This is a genomic window from Jannaschia marina (assembly GCF_013404595.1).
Lineage (GTDB): Bacteria > Pseudomonadota > Alphaproteobacteria > Rhodobacterales > Rhodobacteraceae > Jannaschia > Jannaschia marina.
Genome location: NZ_JABVAX010000003.1, coordinates 396,094 through 412,832, shown reverse-complemented (window position 1 = coordinate 412,832; position 16,739 = coordinate 396,094). Strand labels below are relative to the sequence as shown.

Annotated in this window: 14 protein-coding genes; 10 read left to right on the top strand and 4 right to left on the bottom strand. The window is 70.3% G+C overall.

The features are described 5' to 3' along the window. Positions 1 to 96 precede the first annotated feature (96 nt). Positions 97 to 1,761, bottom strand: a complete 1,665-nt coding sequence (locus tag HSX43_RS08395; protein WP_179379653.1) for a divergent polysaccharide deacetylase family protein — start codon at positions 1,759 to 1,761, stop codon at positions 97 to 99. Positions 1,762 to 1,891: 130 nt separating this feature from the next. Here HSX43_RS08395 and HSX43_RS08390 point away from each other — a divergent pair, with 130 nt between their 5' ends. The 6 genes from HSX43_RS08390 to lexA all read left to right on the top strand — a co-directional run bounded on the left by HSX43_RS08390 (position 1,892) and on the right by lexA (position 6,745). Beyond that, entirely contained in the window at positions 1,892 to 2,485 is a 594-nt protein-coding gene (locus HSX43_RS08390; protein WP_179379652.1) for an anthranilate synthase component II, read from the top strand. Then, on the top strand, positions 2,482 to 3,501 hold the full coding sequence (gene trpD, locus HSX43_RS08385; protein ID WP_179379651.1) for an anthranilate phosphoribosyltransferase: 1,020 nt from the start codon (positions 2,482 to 2,484) through the stop codon (positions 3,499 to 3,501). The genes HSX43_RS08390 and trpD overlap by 4 nt, the downstream gene beginning before the upstream one ends. Then, a complete protein-coding gene (gene trpC / locus HSX43_RS08380) occupies positions 3,498 to 4,307 on the top strand; it encodes an indole-3-glycerol phosphate synthase TrpC (protein WP_179379650.1) in 810 nt (269 codons plus the stop codon). The genes trpD and trpC overlap by 4 nt, the downstream gene beginning before the upstream one ends. Continuing rightward, on the top strand, positions 4,304 to 4,786 hold the full coding sequence (gene moaC, locus HSX43_RS08375) for a cyclic pyranopterin monophosphate synthase MoaC (protein WP_179379649.1): 483 nt from the start codon (positions 4,304 to 4,306) through the stop codon (positions 4,784 to 4,786). The genes trpC and moaC overlap by 4 nt, the downstream gene beginning before the upstream one ends. After that, the gene (locus HSX43_RS08370; RefSeq protein WP_179379648.1) at positions 4,783 to 5,955 is read left to right on the top strand and encodes a molybdopterin molybdotransferase MoeA; all 1,173 of its coding nucleotides are present in this window, start codon (positions 4,783 to 4,785) and stop codon (positions 5,953 to 5,955) included. The genes moaC and HSX43_RS08370 overlap by 4 nt, the downstream gene beginning before the upstream one ends. Positions 5,956 to 6,046: 91 nt before the next feature. Beyond that, positions 6,047 to 6,745, top strand: a complete 699-nt coding sequence (gene lexA, locus HSX43_RS08365; protein ID WP_179379647.1) for a transcriptional repressor LexA — start codon at positions 6,047 to 6,049, stop codon at positions 6,743 to 6,745. 4 nt (positions 6,746 to 6,749) lie between these two features. Here lexA and HSX43_RS08360 read toward each other — a convergent pair whose 3' ends face one another. Further along, entirely contained in the window at positions 6,750 to 8,801 is a 2,052-nt protein-coding gene (locus HSX43_RS08360) for a ComEC/Rec2 family competence protein (RefSeq protein WP_179379646.1), read from the bottom strand. A gap of 113 nt (positions 8,802 to 8,914) precedes the next feature. Here HSX43_RS08360 and gltX point away from each other — a divergent pair, with 113 nt between their 5' ends. Both gltX and gltA read left to right on the top strand, forming a co-directional pair. Next, the gene (gene gltX, locus HSX43_RS08355; RefSeq protein ID WP_179379645.1) at positions 8,915 to 10,315 is read left to right on the top strand and encodes a glutamate--tRNA ligase; all 1,401 of its coding nucleotides are present in this window, start codon (positions 8,915 to 8,917) and stop codon (positions 10,313 to 10,315) included. A gap of 112 nt (positions 10,316 to 10,427) precedes the next feature. Beyond that, a complete protein-coding gene (gene gltA, locus HSX43_RS08350) occupies positions 10,428 to 11,723 on the top strand; it encodes a citrate synthase (RefSeq protein ID WP_179379644.1) in 1,296 nt (431 codons plus the stop codon). Between the two features lie 64 nt (positions 11,724 to 11,787). On the opposite strand, the gene HSX43_RS08345 is transcribed toward gltA, so the two are convergent. Then, positions 11,788 to 12,885, bottom strand: coding sequence for a DUF6456 domain-containing protein (locus HSX43_RS08345; protein WP_179379643.1), 1,098 nt, complete (start codon positions 12,883 to 12,885; stop codon positions 11,788 to 11,790). Positions 12,886 to 13,094: 209 nt separating this feature from the next. On the opposite strand from HSX43_RS08345, the gene HSX43_RS08340 reads away from it, so the two are divergent. Continuing rightward, positions 13,095 to 13,382 (top strand): DUF6477 family protein, encoded by a 288-nt coding sequence (locus HSX43_RS08340; RefSeq protein ID WP_179379642.1) that lies wholly within the window; start codon positions 13,095 to 13,097, stop codon positions 13,380 to 13,382. Positions 13,383 to 13,404: 22 nt separating this feature from the next. Here the strand turns inward: HSX43_RS08340 and HSX43_RS08335 are convergent, their stop codons facing one another. Then, complete coding sequence (locus tag HSX43_RS08335) at positions 13,405 to 14,955, bottom strand: trimethylamine methyltransferase family protein (protein ID WP_179379641.1); 1,551 nt, start codon at positions 14,953 to 14,955, stop codon at positions 13,405 to 13,407. A 147-nt stretch (positions 14,956 to 15,102) separates the two neighbouring features. On the opposite strand from HSX43_RS08335, the gene guaA reads away from it, so the two are divergent. Next, the gene (gene guaA / locus HSX43_RS08330) at positions 15,103 to 16,668 is read left to right on the top strand and encodes a glutamine-hydrolyzing GMP synthase (protein ID WP_179379734.1); all 1,566 of its coding nucleotides are present in this window, start codon (positions 15,103 to 15,105) and stop codon (positions 16,666 to 16,668) included. Positions 16,669 to 16,739 lie beyond the last annotated feature (71 nt).

The window sequence follows — 16,739 nt, the reverse complement described above, 5'->3', positions numbered from 1 at the left end:
GGGCCTGACCCGACCAGCGGAGGCAATGTCGCGCTCCATCGGTTGGAGATCCTCGGGGTGGGCCCGTGGATGACGGGTCGCAAGGCAGCCGGGGCTCTACCCGCCCGTCGGCACCGCGCGCAGCACGGCCGACAGGGGTGCGGGGGCGATCTGCTCCGCGCGGTTGCCCTGCCGCCAGGAGTAGAGCGCCGTGACCGTCTCGGGCGTCGTGCGGCCAACCACCACCGTCGCGCCGTTCTGCGCCGCCTCGAAGGTCGCGCGATCGAGGTAGCGCACGATCCGTGGCGCGCGCTCGCCGTCACTGTCGAGCCGGCGATAGAGCGTCGCCGCCGGCACCCCCTGGGCGCGGGCGGTCGTCACGCCGGAATTCAAACCGTTCGGATAGGCGAGGAAACCCATCCCCGCCTCGTCGAGCACCGGCAGGAGCGCATCGAGCGCGGCACGGTCGCCCGCGATGCCCGCGCTCGCCCGGTCCATCATCCCGATCGCCTGCGGCAGCGACAGGCGCAGCGCGGCCATCGCGACTTCGATGTCCTGCGCCGAGGCCCCCCGCGGCAGCCCGTCGGCCAGCGCGACGACCTCGTGCCCCGCTGCCCGGTAGGCCGCGGCGGCCGCCTTGGCGTCGGGGCGCGTCGGGTCGAGCGCGAAGGTGACGGGGAAGTCGAAGGCCGCAAGGCTCTCGCGATCCACGCCGCCGGCCGGATCGTCGATCAGCACGACGGACATGAGCGGCAGCCCCTCGGGGTTGTCGAACTCGGCCGCGTTCCGGTCGAGCGCCCGGAGCGACGCCAGCGCACGCGGCGGGCCCTCGGTCTCCCCGTCGTCGGTCGCTTCCGCGGCACGTTCGCTGTCGAGGACCAGGCGGCGCGGGAGCGGAGCATCGTCATCGGCTTCGGGGCTTTCGGTCTCGACCTCGGGGGTCGGCACGCGCAGCGGCGTCTCGACCAGGGTGATCTCGCCCTCCCGCGGCAGGGTCGCGGGGGCCCCGGCCGTCTCGGCCCCCTCCGGAGCTTCGGGCGCGGCGGGCGCATCGGCCACCGCCTCGGGGACGGGCGCGTCGTCGGCCTCGGGCTCGACAGACGCGGCAGCCGTCTCCCCGCCACCGGCGATTTCGGTTTCGACCGCGACCTCGTTGTCCTCGGGGGTGGCCGGCTCGTCGGCCTCCTCCGCAGCGGCGTCGGCCGGTCCCTCCGCCTCGACGACGACGTCGTCCTCCAGGCTCTCCGCGATCTCTTCCGACACCGCGCCGAAGGTCTGCGGCGCGCGCTCCGCCGGAGGCACCGGCACCGCCGGCGCGTCGCCCGCCTCCGGAACCGCGCCGAAGCCCGAGATGACGACAGGCGCGGGCTGCCCGGCGCTTTGCGTCTGGGGGGCAGGTGCGGCCGCCGGGGCCGTCGCCCGGGCCAGCCCCTCGCTCGTGCCCGCGCGCGCGACGCGATCGGTCCCGGGAAGGCGCGCCGCGCCATCCTCGGGCGGGCGGTTGAACTGACTGCCCGCCGGCAGCTCGACCCCCTGCCCTACCGTGTCGCTCCGGGTGGTGCGGGCCTCGTCGACCTCGGCGACGGTCGCGCGCGGTGCCGGGGGCTCGGGCACGCGCGGCGTCGCCTCAGCCTGGTCGCGCAGCACGGGGGCCGCCGGCTGCTGCTGCGCGGCGGGGCGGGCGCTTCGCTCGGGCGGCGGCACGATCAATGCGACGGACACGATGAAGAGAGCGGACAGCGCCAGGGCGCTTGCCGACCCGAGAAGAATCCCCTTGAGCATCCCCGATCTCCTTGCCCGTCCGATCCCCGCGGGATCGCTGCCCTGGCCCCTTTTCCCGGGCCTTGCGTCCTGTATAACCCGATGGCCGGGCTTTGATAGCCCCACACATCCGCGACCGGGAGGGACTGGCTTGCTTTTGCTGATCGACAATTACGACAGCTTCACCTGGAACCTCGTCCACTACGTCGCGGAACAGGGGACCGAGGTGAAGGTCGTGCGCAACGACGCCATGGACGTGCAGGCCGCCATGGGGCTCAACCCCGCCGGCGTCCTGCTCTCGCCCGGCCCCTGCACGCCCGATCAGGCCGGCATCTGCCTCGCCATGGTCGAAGCCTGCGCCGAGACGCGCACGCCGCTTCTGGGCGTCTGCCTCGGGCATCAGGCGATCGGTCAAGCCTTCGGCGGCAAGGTGGTGCGCGCGGGCGAGATCGTGCACGGCAAGATGGGCCGGATGGAGAACGACGGTACCGGCGTCTTCACCTGCCTGCCCGCCGCCTTCGAGGCTACCCGCTATCACTCGCTCATCGTGGAGCGCGAGAGCCTGCCGGAGGACCTTGTCGTGAACGCGGAGCTGGCGTCCGGCATGATCATGGGCCTGCGCCACCGGGAGCTGCCGATCCACGGGGTTCAGTTCCACCCCGAGAGCATCGCCTCCGAACACGGCCACGCCCTCATCCGCAACTTCCTCGACCTGATGCCGCAGACGACAGCCGAGCCCGCATGACCGACCTCAAGCCGCTTCTCGATGCCGCCCCCGGGCGGCCGCTCACCCGCGCCGAGGCCGAGACGGCCTTCTCCGCCTTCTTCGACGGGGCCGCCACCCCGGTCGAGATCGCGGGCCTCCTGATGGCGCTGCGCACCCGGGGCGAGACCCCCGAGGAAATCGCCGCCGCCGCCGCCGCCATGCGCGCGCGGATGAACACCGTCGCCGCCCCCGCGGGCGCGATCGACATCGTCGGCACCGGGGGCGACGGCAAGGGCACGCTCAACATCTCCACGGCGACGGCCTTCGTCGTCGCCGGGGCCGGCGTGCCGGTCGCGAAACACGGCAACCGGAACCTGTCGTCGAAATCGGGCGCGGCGGATGTGCTGACGCAGATGGGCGTCGAGGTGATGGTCGGCGCGGAGGTGGCCGAGCGCGCCCTGACCGAGGTCGGCATCTGCTTCATGATGGCCCCGATGCACCACCCCGCCACGCGCCACGTCATGCCTGTGCGCGCCGAGCTCGGCACGCGCACCGTCTTCAACGTGCTGGGCCCGCTCACCAACCCCGCCGGCGTGCGCCGGCAGCTGACGGGAGCCTACGACCCCGCGCTCCTGCGCCCCATGGCCGAGGTGCTGGGCACGCTCGGCTCGGAGGTGGCCTGGCTCGTCCACGGCTCCGACGGCACCGACGAGATCTCGATCGCCGGGCCTACGGCGCTCGCCGAGTTGCGCGACGGTGCCGTGACCGAGCGGCAGATCACGCCGGACGACGCGGGCCTGCCCACGCATCCCTTCGAAGCCATCCTCGGCGGCACGCCCGAGGAGAACGGTACGGCCTTCCGCGCCCTCCTCGACGGAGCGGCCGGGGCCTATCGCGATGCGGTGCTGCTCAATGCCGCGGCGGCGCTTCTTGTCGCCGGCCGCGTGAATGATCTGCCCGAGGGCGTTGAACTCGCGGCGAAATCCATTGATGAAGGAGCGGCGTGGGGCAAGGTCCGCGCGCTGGCGAAGCTCACATCGGAGGCCGCGGCATGAGCGAGACGATCCTCGACAAGATCAAGGCCTACAAGCTGGAAGAAATCGCCGCCCGCAAGGCCGAGCGCGATCAGGCCGCCATCGAGGACGCCGCGCGATCCGCCGACCCGGTCCGCCCCTTCGCGGACACGCTGCAGGCGGCGACGCACGCGGGCTACGGCCTCATCGCCGAAGTGAAGAAGGCAAGCCCGTCGAAGGGCCTGATCCGCGCCGATTTCGACCCCGAGGCGATCGCCACCGCCTATGCCGCCGGCGGCGCGACCTGCCTTTCGGTCCTGACCGACGGCCCGAGTTTCCAGGGGCACGAGGACTACCTCGTGGCCGCCCGCGCCGCCTGCGACCTGCCGGTCCTGCGCAAGGATTTCCTCTACGATCCCTGGCAGGTAGCGGAGAGCCGGGCGCTCGGGGCCGACTGCATCCTCATCATCATGGCCAGCGTCTCCGACGCGCAGGCCGCCGAGATCGAGGACGCGGCGACGGAATGGGGCATGGATGCGCTCGTCGAGGTGCACAATCGCGAAGAACTCGAGCGCGCGGAGGCGCTCTCCTCCCGCCTGCTCGGCATGAACAACCGCGATCTCAACACCTTCGTCACCGACCTCGGCACCAGCCACGATCTGGCCCGGCGCGCGCCCGCCGACCGCATCCTCGTCTCCGAGTCGGGGCTGAACACTCCCGAGGATCTGGCCGCTATGGCGCAATACGGGGCACGCTGCTTCCTGATCGGCGAAAGCCTGATGCGGCAGGACGACATCGAGGCCGCGACGCGCAAACTCCTGGCGAACCCCATGGTTTCGGGCCGGTGAGCGGGCTCAGCCATTTCGACGAGAGCGGCGCGGCGCATATGGTCGACGTCTCGGGCAAGGCGGAAACGACCCGCGTTGCCGTGGCCGAAGGTTGGGTGAAGACCAACCCGGAGACCCTTGAAATCATTCGATCGGGCACCGCGAAGAAGGGTGATGTCATCGGCATTGCCCGCCTCGCCGGCATCATGGGGGCGAAACGGACCGCCGATCTCATCCCGCTCTGCCATCCGCTGCCCATCGCGAAGGTCGCCGTGGACCTCACCGTCGACGAGACCCTGCCGGGTCTGCGCGTGACGGCGACCGTCGGCACCGCCGGGCGCACGGGCGTCGAGATGGAGGCGCTGACCGCCGTGACCACCGCCTGCCTGACGGTCTACGACATGGCCAAGGCGGTCCAGAAGGACATGGAGATCGGCGGCATCCGCCTGCTGTCGAAGACGGGCGGCAAATCGGGGGACTGGACGGCCCCGGCCCCGTGATCTCGGTCGAGACGGCGCTGGCGCACCTCCTCTCGCTCGTGGAGCGCCTGCCCGGCGAGAACGTCGCCCTGCGCGCCGCATCGGGCCGCGCCCCGTCCGCCCCGCTCGCCGCGCGGCACGACCAGCCGCCCTTCGCCGCCTCCGCGATGGACGGCTACGCGATTGCCGGTGACGCGGCCCGGGGCGACAGCTTCGATGTCATCGGAGAGGCCGCCGCCGGCCATCCTTTCGACGGCGCGCTCGCCCCCGGCAAGGCCGTCCGCATCTTCACGGGCGCCCCCCTGCCCGCCGGAGCCACCCGCGTCCTGTTGCAGGAAGACGTCGCGCGCGCGAGCGACCGTGTCACCCTCACGGCCGAGCCCGGCGTGGGCACCCACATCCGCCCGGCCGGCGGCGACTTCACCCTGGGCACCCCGCACCAGCCCGACCGCCTGCTCGGCAGCCGCGATATCGCGCTCCTCGCCGCCATGGGATACGGCACGGTGACCGTCACGCGCCGACCCATCGTCGCGATCCTGATGACAGGTGACGAGCTGCGCCCCCCGGGCGAGCCGCTCCGACCCGGCCAGATAACGGCGTCGAACGGCTACGGCCTCGCCGCCATGGTCGAGGCCGCGGGGGCCGAGGCGCGGCTCCTGCCCATCGCGCGCGACACGGCCGAGAGCCTGCGCCACGCCTTCGACCTGGCGCAAGGTGCCGACCTGCTCGTCACCATCGGCGGGGCCTCGGTCGGCGACCACGACCTGATCGCGCAGGTCGCGGGCGACGCCGGGCTCGACCTGTCCTTCCACAAGGTCGCCATGCGACCGGGCAAGCCGCTGCTCGCCGGCACGCTGTGCGAACAGCCGCTTGTCGGCCTGCCGGGCAACCCGGTGTCGGCCATGGTCTGCGGCGTCGTCTTCCTCCTGCCGATGCTGCGCAGGATGCTCGGCCTGCCCGCCGCCGCGGCACCAGAGCACCTGCCCCTCGCCGCCCCGCTGGCCGCGAACGGCCCGCGACAGCACTACATGCGCGCCACGCTCGGGCCGGGCGGCCTCACCGTCGCGGAGCGGCAGGACAGCAGCCTTCTGACCGTGCTGACCGACGCGACCCACCTCGTCGTGCGTCCCCCGGACGACGCCGCGCGCGACTCGGGCGAGACCGTCGAGGCCCTGCCACTGCCGCCTTGAGTCGGCATTGCATCGGCGTTGACACAAAACAGGAACTTTTATAGAACATATCGTGACAGCCGCCCGTCGCGGCACGATATGAGGGACAGATATGCTCACCCGGAAGCAACGCGACCTTCTCGCCTTCATCCACAAGCGGGTTCAGAGGGACGGCGTGCCGCCCTCCTTCGACGAGATGAAGGACGCGCTCGACCTGCGCTCGAAGTCGGGGATCCATCGGCTCATCACCGCGCTCGAGGAGCGGGGCTTCATCCGCCGCCTCGCCCATCGCGCCCGTGCCATCGAGATCACGCGCCTGCCCGAGGACATGGCCGGCGGTGCCACCTTCGTGCCCCAGGTCATCGACGGCTCCGCCCCGGCCGCGAAACCGCCCGCGCCGGCCCGTGCGATGCCCGTCGAGGTCCACGCGACCGAGCTGCCCGTGATGGGCCGCATCGCCGCCGGTGTGCCCATCGACGCGATCAGCGAGGTCTCGCACCACGTGGCCGTACCGGGCCAGATGCTCGACCGCGGGGGCGAACACTACGCGCTCGAAGTCAAAGGCGACTCGATGATCGACGCGGGCATCAATGACGGCGACGTCGTCGTGATCCGGGATCAGAACACGGCCGACAACGGCGACATCGTCGTCGCCCTCGTCGAAGGCCACGAGGCGACGCTCAAGCGCTACCGCCGCACCAAGGGCATGGTCGCGCTCGAAGCGGCGAACCCTGCTTATGAGACTCGCCTCCTGCGGGAGGATCAGGTGCAGGTGCAGGGCCGTCTCGTCGGCCTTATCCGCAGCTACTGAGCCGTCAACCGCCTCCCGCCCACGGCCGCGCGCCCTGAACGTCGCGCGCGGTCCGCATCTCGACCCGGCCGTCCCGGAGAGAGAGCGCGATCGCCCCCGTCCGTGACAGGCTCTCCGGGTCGATCAGCCGGCATCCGCGCGGCACCGCGTCGGGCGTCACCGCCACCACCAGCCATCCGGGTTCGGCGGCACAGGCTCTCACCGCGTCGTCGAGGCCGCGCTTGCCCGCTGCATGGTGGATCGGCAGGGGCATCGCGACGTCCCGCGCCGCCGCGGCCTCCTGCGAGGCAAGATCGCCGTCGTTCTCCAGCCAGGACGTCGCGACGAACGCGACCCCGCTGTCGCGGCTGAGCCACCGCCCCTCGGGCGTCGCCACTCCGATAAGCCGCGCGTCGTAGGAGATCAGCACGTCGGGCCGCCCGCTCATCCCCCAGACCGTCGCAGCCCCGATCCCGGCGGCCACGGCGACAGCGCGCGCCGCCGCCCCCCGCGCCGCGGCGAAGACGCCGAAGCCCAGCCCAAGGAGCGGGAGCGCCACCCAATGCGGAGCCGGCACCGCGCGCACCGCGCCCGGCAGCGCCGTCACCCGCTCCGCGACCATCAGGATCCACTCGATCCCCCAGCCCGCCACCGCAAGCGGCAGCGCCTCCAGCCCGAGCGGCATCAGAAGCAGGCCAAGGAACAGCAGCGGCATGACCGCCGCGCCCATGACAGGAACGGCCAGGAGGTTCGCGATCAGCCCGAAATGCGCGATCCGGTTGAAGTGGAGCGCCGCGATGGGCGCCGTCGCCAGCCCCGCCACGGCCGAGGACACCACGAGCGCGAAGACGCTCCCGCGCCAACCGCTGCGCCAGGCGGGCCGTTCCATTTGGTTGAGCGCCCCGAAGGCCAGCACGAGCGCGCCGGTCGCCGCAAAGGACATCTGGAACCCCGGACCGGTCAGGCTCTCGGGCCGCCAGAGCAGCACGAGGATCGCCGCGATCGCGACCGACCGGATCGAGAGCGCCCGCCGCCCGAGCACCACCGCGCCCAGCATCACGGCCGCCATGATGAAGGCCCGCTGCGTCGCCACCCCGCCGCCCGACAGGAACAGATAGGCCACCGCGAAGGGAAAGGCAGCAAGCGCGGCCCAGGCCCGCGTCGGCTGCGTGAGCGCCACGCGCGGGATCAGGGCGAAAGCTCCGCGCAACGCCCAGAAGACGAAGCCGACGAGAAGCCCCATGTGCAGCCCCGAGATCGCCAGTAGGTGTGCCAGGTTCGACGCCCGCAGGGTTCCCGTCACCTCGGGCGACAGGCCCGAGCGGTCGCCCGTCGTGATCGCCGCCGCCACCTCCCCCGCCTGCCCCGGCATCCGCGCGCGCAGGGCCGCGGCCACGGCAAGACGGGCGCGCTCGACGGTCGTGGCCCAGCCGGCCTCGCCCGGCCCGGCCAGCAGAACCGGCACGCGGGTATAACCGACAGCCCCGAGCTTCAGAAAGAAGGCGTGGCGCTGAAAGTCGAAGCCGCCGGGCTCCGTCGGGCCGGATGGGGGAAGCAGATGCGCCGTCGTCATGACGCGGGCGCCGGGCTCCAACGGCATTTCGGGCGGCGTCTGCAAGGAAAGGCGCACGCGGCGGGGCGTGCGCTCGGGGGCCATCCGGTCGAGCCGCACCCGGTCGAGCGTCACCCGCACCGCGCCCGAGGCGGACCGGTCGATCGCCACGACCCGGCCTTCGACCGCGCCGTAGTAGCGAAAGCCCAGCACGGGCCCGGCAACGGACATCGTGCGCAGCTGTGCGACGAGCGCGCCCGCGAGAAGGACGGCGAGGAGAAGCGGTACGATCCCGACGCTTGTGCGCAGCCACCACGCAAGCCAGCCGAACATGAGGACGAGCCACCCTCCGGCCATCAGCGTCGCGCGCCCGGGCTCCACCGGCAGCGCGAAATAGGCCCCGACGCCCGCGCCGAAGGCGACGGCAAGCCACGGAAGCCGGTGACCCCGAAGCGCCCGGCAGCCCTCGACCAGCCGCGTCGAGAGGGCCGGGCGGACGAGAGGCGCGGCGTCGGCCTGGTGCATCCTTGCCCTCCTCCGCCGGGCTGAATATCAACCCCACGACCTTGCGGGCCGCGGGGTTTACAAAACGTTAACCCTGCCCTGCAACACCGCCGTCAGCCCCGAGGACCACGCCCATGACCACCCCCGTCGTCACCCGCATCGCCCCTTCGCCCACCGGCACGATGCACATCGGCACGGCGCGCACGGCGCTCTTCAATTGGCTCTTCGCGCGCCGGCACGGGGGGCAGTTCCTCCTCCGGATCGAGGACACCGACCGCGCCCGCTCCACCCCCGAGGCGACCGAGACGATCCTCAAGGGGCTCGAATGGCTCGGCCTCGACCATGACGGCACGCCGGTCAGCCAGTTCGCGCAGGCGGCCCGCCACGCCGAGGTCGCGCAGGCGATGCTGGCGAACGGCACCGCCTACAAGTGTTTCTCCACGCAGGCGGAGATCGAGGCGTTCCGCGAAGAGGCCCGGGCCGCGGGCACCTCGACGCTCTTCCGCTCGCCCTGGCGCGACGCCGACCCTGCAACGCATCCCGATGCGCCCTTCGTCATCCGCCTGAAGGCCCCGCGCGCGGGCGAGACCGTGATCGCCGATGCCGTGCAGGGCGACGTCACCTTCCGCAACGATCAGCTCGACGACATGGTCCTGCTGCGCTCCGACGGCACGCCGACCTACATGCTGGCCGTCGTCGTGGACGACCACGACATGGGCATCACCCACGTCATCCGTGGCGACGACCACCTGAACAACGCCGCCCGACAAGCGCAGATCTTCGACGCCATGGGCTGGGCGCAGCCGGTCTGGGCGCATATTCCGCTCATCCACGGGGCGGACGGCAAGAAGCTCTCGAAGCGCCACGGCGCCACCGGGGTCGAGGAATATGCGGCGATGGGCTTCCCGGCGCGCGCATTGCGCAACTACCTGGCCCGCCTCGGCTGGGCCCATGGCGATGCCGAGTATTTCACCGATGCCGAGGCCCGCGCCTGGTTCGACCTCGAGGGCATCGGTCGCGCCCCCGCCCGCCTCGACCTCAAGAAGCTCGAAAACCTCTCGGGTCAGCACCTGAGCGCGATGGAGGACGCCGAGATACTCGCGGCGGTGCAGGACTGGACCGCACGGACGGGCGCGCCGGCGGTCGAGGCCGACCGGCTTCTGCCCGCGATCGGGATCGTCAAGGAGGCAAGCCGCACCCTGCCCCAGATCGTCGAGCGCGCCCATTTCGCGCTGACCGACCGGCCGGTCACGCCCGATGAGAAGGCTGCAAAGGCGCTCGATACGGTATCCCGTGGCATACTGAAAGAATTGACGCCGCACCTGCAAACTGCTAGCTGGACGCGCGACGTGCTGGAGGGTGTCGTGGGTGATCTGGCCGGCTCCAAGGGACTTGGCCTCGGCAAGCTGGCCGCGCCGCTGCGCGCCGCCCTCGCCGGACGCACCGCCACCCCCAGTGTCTTCGACATGATGCTTGTCCTCGGACGGGATGAAACCCTCGCGCGCCTCGATGACGTCGCGCGCGACGACGGATAGGCCGGCCCCGGAGACGGCGGCCGGCCGATCAGACCCTCGCACCCCGAAAAGGTGCAAAAGACAAACGGTTGCAGCATGATCTTCATGCAGCGACGCTCTCGAAAGGACCGATATGGCTGACACAAAGAAGACCGCGAAATTCACGCTCGACGGTCGGGATTTCGACCTGCCGGTCCACTCGCCCACCGCCGGACCCGACGTCGTCGACATCCGCAAGCTCTACGGCCAGGCGGGCGTCTTCACCTACGACCCGGGCTTCACGTCAACGGCCTCCTGTGACAGCGCGATAACCTTCATCGACGGCGACGCCGGCGTCCTGCTGCACCGCGGCTACCCGATCGACCAACTGGCCAGCGCGTCCCACTATCTCGAGGTCTGCTACCTGCTGCTCTACGGCAATCTGCCGTCCGCCGCGGAGCTCGAGGATTTCGAGACCCGTGTGACCCAGCACACGATGATCCATGAGCAGATGCACAACTTCTTCCGCGGCTTCCGCCGCGACGCGCATCCGATGGCCACGATGGTCGGCGTCGTGGGGGCCATGTCGGCCTTCTACCACGACAGCACCGACATCAACGACCCGTGGCAGCGCGAGGTCGCCTCGATCCGCCTGATCGCGAAGATGCCGACCATTGCCGCGATGGCCTACAAGTACTCGATCGGCCAGCCCTTCGTGTATCCGCGCAACGATCTCGATTACGCGGCGAATTTCCTGCACATGTGCTTCTCCGTGCCGGCAGAGGACTATACGGTCGATCCGATCCTCGCGCGCGCCATGGACCGTATCTTCACGCTCCACGCCGATCACGAGCAGAACGCCTCGACCTCCACGGTGCGCCTCGCGTCGTCGTCGGGCGCGAACCCCTTCGCCTGCATCGCGGCCGGCATCGCCTGCCTCTGGGGCCCGGCCCACGGCGGCGCGAACCAGGCCTGCCTCGAGATGCTCAACGAGATCGGCACGGTCGATCGCATCCCCGAGTTCATCGCCCGCGCGAAGGACAAGGACGATCCGTTCCGCCTGATGGGCTTTGGCCACCGCGTCTACAAGAACTTCGATCCCCGCGCGACGGTGATGAAGGAGAGCGCGGACGAAGTGCTGGAGCTGCTGGGGGTGGAAAACAACCCGATCCTGCAGGTCGCCAAGGAACTCGAGAAGCAGGCCCTCGCCGATCCGTATTTCGCCGAGAAGAAACTCTTCCCGAACGTCGATTTCTATTCGGGCATCATCCTCGAGGCGATGGGCTTCCCCACATCGATGTTCACGCCGATCTTCGCGCTCTCGCGCACTGTCGGCTGGATCTCGCAGTGGAAGGAGCAGCTCTCGGACCCCGCGCTCAAGATCGGCCGTCCGCGTCAGCTCTACACCGGAGAGACGGAGCGCGACTACGTCCCCGTCGAAAAGCGCTAAAGCGCACGGACAACAAAAAAGGCCCGGCCCCCATCGACCGGGCCTTTCGCGTTTCCCGGGCCGCTCAGCGATGCAGCTGCGCGTAGTGAGCCGCGAGCCGCTGCAACGCGATCCGCAGAACGATCTTGCCCGACCGCGCCGCCCAGCCGAGCCGCTTCTCCGCGGCCTCCAGCCCCTCGAGGAAGCAGCACACGCGCAGCACGACATCGGCAAGCCCCGGCCCCAGCTCGCGCAGGGCCCGGCTGACCCGCGCCCGCGCCGCGTCCGAACCGCCGAGCGGATCGCTCGCCCCGAGTTGTCCCCGGTCGCCCGGCGTCAGGAAGCGCTCCCAGTTCTGGCCGACGCGCGGGCCCATCTGGGCGCGCTCGAAATCCTCGCGCAGCCGCTCGCCCGCGGCGACCAGCTCCATCGACAGGAAGGGCTTGCCGTCGCGGTCCTTCTTGCGCGCGAGGCCACCCAGTGGTGACTCGGCCAGGTTCACCCGCAGCGTCTCGCCCCCCGGCTCGACCACCCGCTGCTCCAGCTCCATCTGCTGCGTCAGAAAGGGGCTTGCCGCCTCGGCCATCCCCCGCGCGTCCTGCCGCGCGGCCAGAGTGTCGCTCAGGAGCCGCTTGAGCGCGGCCCGCCCCGCGTCGGTGATGCGATAGCGCGTGATCCGTCCGGCCTTCACGCAAGCCACCCAGTCCTTCAGCACGAAGGCCTGCGCGACGCTGCGCGCGACGGTCGCCGTCCGCGTCGGCGTGTCGCCGGTATCGCGCAACACGGCGGCCTGCGGCATCCCCTGCCCGACCACCAGTTCGGCATCCTTTTCGCAGAGGCGACGCAGGATGCGCCGGGCCTCCCGGCCGAGGGTGTCGTCGTCGATGAGCGTCTCGTGGCGGGGCGTAACGGACATGCTTGGGGTATCCTCAAGGTCTGGGTCGGGGGAGCCTGCGTGCGCAGCCAGCGAGAGCCGCTCGATCATGTCATCGACAAGGGGGTCGTCCCGGCGCTGCTCGATCCGGCGGACCTGCCGCAGGATGGTCGAGGGCGCACAGCCGCTGTCGGCGGCCACCTCCCGCAACGCGCGCCCCTCGACCGCATGGGCTACATAGGCGCGCGCCGAGGACGGCACCCAGGACGGCAGGCGTGTCCGGCTTTGGGAAATCGGTAAGGGGGACATCGGTCGCTCCGAAACGAGTCCTGTTGATAACCTCGCCAGAAGTCTCTCGGATTGGTTACCAAGACGTTAAGATCGGCCAAAGCGTCATCAATCGTTTCGAAACTGTAAACGAAGGGACAACAGCGCGCGCAGCTTTCGATTGTTTCGCAACGGCGCTTTTGCGGACGTCAGGATCAGGACAATTGAAACCGACTCAAGGACGTGCCGCAATGTGCAAGATCACCGCCGAGCTCGACACCCTTCGCCGCCCGCAACTGCTGGTCGAAGCCGCCAATCAGGGCACCACGCAGTATCACCGCCGGCGGGACCTGCGGCGGATGCTGCGCGTCGCCATTCCCTCGACGCCGCGCGCCGCGCTCGAGAAGCTGCTGCCGATCGAGGCCGCCCTCGAGGAACGCCGCGTGACGACCGACAAGAATTACAGCCTCGCCCGCCACGTCGACATCCTCGTCGCGCTCATGGCCGAGGCCCGCGCCTTCCGCGCCGCCCGCGCCTGACGCGCGGCGGCAGCGAGAGACTTCAGATAAAGGCGTCGCTCATCGACGCCTTCTTGCGTTCCACATATTCCAGAAGTGCCGCCCGGATGGCCGGATCGAGCGCAGGCTCCTCGTAGTCAGCCAAGAGCTTCTCGACCCGCGCCGCCGCCAACGCCCGCGTGTCGCGCGCGCCCTCCTCGAACCAGGTTTCAAAAGGCTTGTAGTCCAACAGATCCGACTTCCAGAAGGCCTGGCGGTAGTTCGCCTGCGTATGCGCGCAGCCAAGAAAGTGTCCGCCCGGCCCCACCTCGCGCAGCGCGTCCATCGCCTGCGCGTTCTCGTCCGAGGGCACTCCCGCGGCCATCTTGTGAAGCGTGCCGAGCTGATCGGCGTCCATCACGAACTTCTCGAAATCCGCGACGAGCCCACCTTCGAGCCATCCGCAGGAATGCAGCATGAAGTTCACCCCCGACAGCAGCCCCGCGTTGAGCGAGTTGGCCGTCTCGTAGGCCGCCTGCGCATCGGGCAGTTTCGAGCCGTTGAACGACCCCGCGCTGCGATAGGGCAGCCCCAGTCGCCGCGCGAGTTGCCCGGCCCCATAGGTTATCTGTGCCGCTTCCGGCGTGCCGAAGGTGGGCGCGCCCGAATTCATGTCGATCGAGGAGACGAAGGCCCCGAAGATGACCGGCGCGCCCGGCCGCACGAGTTGCGAATAGGCCACGCCCGCCATCACCTCGGCGAGCACCTGCGTCAATGTGCCGAGGATCGAGACCGGGGCCATCGCCCCGCCCACGATGAAGGGCGAGACGATGCAGGCCTGATTCGCCTCGGCATAGACCTCCAGCGCGCCCATCATGATCGAATCGAAGGTGAGCGGGCTGTTGACGTTGATGAGGCTCACGAGCGCCGTGCGCCCGTCGAGGCCGCGTCCGTCGCCCGCGTCGAAGAGGATATCGCACATCTCGACCGAATCGCGCGCCCGACTCGGCTCGGTCACCGACCCCATGAACGGCTTGTCGGTCAGCGTCATATGCGCCAGCAGCATGTCGTAGTGCCGCTTGTTCACCGGCAGGTCCGTCGGCTCGCAGACGGTGCCGCCCGAATGGTGAAGCCACTTCGACATGTGGCCGAGCTTCACGAACTTGCGGAAGTCCTCGATCGTCGCATAGCGCCGGCCCTCGCCGTCGCGCACGAAGGGCGGCCCGTAGATCGGGGCGAGCACCAGGTTGCGTCCGCCGATCTCCACGTTGCGCTCCGGGTTCCGGGCGATCTGCGTGAAGGACGCGGGGGCCGTCGCGCAGAGCTTGCGGGCGAGGCCCTTCGGGATGTGGACCCGGTCGCCCCGCACCTCCGCGCCTGCCGCCCGCCACCGCTCGAGCGCGGGCTCGTTCTCGGGGAAGGAGACACCGATCTCCTCGAGAACGACCTCGGCGTTCGCCTCGATGATGCCGAGCAATTCCTCGGTCAGCGACTCGTAGTCCGGGATCGCCCGCGAGATGAAGCGCGCCTGGTCGATCCGCGTGCTCGTGCGCTCCGCCCGCCGGGCCGCGCCGCCCCCGCCGCGTCGTCCCCGTGTCCGTGCCCCGTCCGCCATGGCTCGCTCCCTGTACCCGGATGCCTCGTCGCCTCGATAGCCCGCCCGTCACGGCCCGCGCCGACCGTTTGCGCACCCTGCGCGACGAAAGCGACATCGCCCGGCCTTGCCCCGGCACCCCCGGCGGCGTAAGCGGCGGGCATGGACATGCCCGATCACCAGCGCCTTCTCATCGTGGATTTCGGCTCCCAGGTGACACAGCTCATCGCGCGCCGGCTGCGCGAGCTGAACGTCTACTGCGAGATCCATCCCTTCCAGAACGTCACCCCCGCTTTCCTGGCCGAGTTCGCGCCCCGCGCCGTCATCTTCTCTGGCGGCCCGGCCAGCGTCCCCGACGCGGGCTCGCCGCGCCCGCCGGCGGAGATCTTCGAGCTCGGCGTGCCGATCCTCGGCATCTGCTACGGCCAGCAGGTGATGATGCAGATGCTCGGCGGCGAAGTGAAACGCGGCGAGGGCACCGCCGAGTTCGGCCGCGCCTTCGTCACCCCGTCGCAGCCCCTCGACCTGCTGCAGGGCTGGTTCGACGGGCTGGAGGCCACGGGGCGCGAGCAGGTCTGGATGTCCCACGGCGACCACGTCAGCCGCTTGGCCGACGGCTTCGAGGTCTACGCCACCTCGCCCGGCGCCCCCTTCGCCGTCGTCGCCGACCCCGCGCGCCATTTCTACGGGATGCAGTTCCACCCCGAGGTGCACCACACCCCGAAGGGCGCGCAACTCTACGAGAATTTCGTCCGCCTCGCGGGCTTCACCGGCGACTGGACGATGGCCGGCTACCGCGAGCAGGCCGTCGCCGCCATCCGGGAGCAAGTGGGCGACGCGAAGGTCATCTGCGGCCTCTCGGGCGGGGTCGACAGTTCGGTCGCCGCCGTCCTCATCCACGAGGCGATCGGCGATCAACTCACCTGCGTCTTCGTCGACCACGGCCTCCTGCGCCAGGGCGAGGCGGAGGAGGTCGTGACGATGTTCCGCGACCACTACAACATGCCGCTCATCCACGCCGACGAGCAGGAGCTGTTCCTCGGGGCCCTCGAGGGCGAAAGCGACCCCGAAGTGAAGCGTAAGACCATCGGCAAGCTCTTCATCGACGTCTTCCAGAAGCACGCGGGCGAGGTCGGCGGGGCGGAGTTCCTCGCGCAGGGCACGCTCTATCCCGACGTCATCGAGAGCGTCAGCTTTTCCGGCGGCCCCTCGGTCACGATCAAGAGCCACCACAACGTCGGCGGCCTGCCCGAGAAGATGGGCCTGAAACTCGTCGAGCCCCTGCGAGAGCTCTTCAAGGACGAGGTCCGCGCGCTCGGCCGCGAGCTCGGCCTGCCGCCCAGCTTCATCGGCCGCCACCCCTTCCCCGGCCCCGGCCTCGCCATCCGGTGCCCGGGCGAGATCACGCGCGAGAAGCTCGACATCCTGCGCAAGGCCGATGCCGTCTACATCGACCAGATCCGCCGCCACGGCCTCTACGACGAGATCTGGCAGGCCTTCGTCGCCATCCTGCCCGTGCGCACCGTGGGCGTCATGGGCGACGGCCGGACCTACGACTTCGCCTGCGCCCTGCGCGCGGTCACCAGCGTCGACGGCATGACCGCCGACTACTACCCCTTCACCCACGAATTCCTGGGCGAGACGGCGACGCGCATCATCAACGAGGTGCCGGGCATCAACCGCGTGACCTACGACATCACGTCGAAACCCCCCGGAACCATCGAGTGGGAATAGCGATTTCGCCGTCCAGGCGTAAATCGACGGCAGCAGGGTGATATCTCCGCAGGAGATGTCACGGCTGCACA

Coding starts and splice junctions, on each gene's coding strand:
- guaA (WP_179379734.1), top strand. CDS start 15,103: ATGCCCGATCACCAGCGCCTTCTCATCGTGGATTTCGGCTCCCAGGTG.
- gltX (WP_179379645.1), top strand. CDS start 8,915: ATGACCACCCCCGTCGTCACCCGCATCGCCCCTTCGCCCACCGGCACG.
- trpC (WP_179379650.1), top strand. CDS start 3,498: ATGAGCGAGACGATCCTCGACAAGATCAAGGCCTACAAGCTGGAAGAA.
- lexA (WP_179379647.1), top strand. CDS start 6,047: ATGCTCACCCGGAAGCAACGCGACCTTCTCGCCTTCATCCACAAGCGG.
- HSX43_RS08395 (WP_179379653.1), bottom strand. CDS start 1,761: ATGCTCAAGGGGATTCTTCTCGGGTCGGCAAGCGCCCTGGCGCTGTCC.
- HSX43_RS08335 (WP_179379641.1), bottom strand. CDS start 14,955: ATGGCGGACGGGGCACGGACACGGGGACGACGCGGCGGGGGCGGCGCG.
- HSX43_RS08340 (WP_179379642.1), top strand. CDS start 13,095: ATGTGCAAGATCACCGCCGAGCTCGACACCCTTCGCCGCCCGCAACTG.
- trpD (WP_179379651.1), top strand. CDS start 2,482: ATGACCGACCTCAAGCCGCTTCTCGATGCCGCCCCCGGGCGGCCGCTC.
- HSX43_RS08345 (WP_179379643.1), bottom strand. CDS start 12,885: ATGTCCCCCTTACCGATTTCCCAAAGCCGGACACGCCTGCCGTCCTGG.
- HSX43_RS08360 (WP_179379646.1), bottom strand. CDS start 8,801: ATGCACCAGGCCGACGCCGCGCCTCTCGTCCGCCCGGCCCTCTCGACG.
- gltA (WP_179379644.1), top strand. CDS start 10,428: ATGGCTGACACAAAGAAGACCGCGAAATTCACGCTCGACGGTCGGGAT.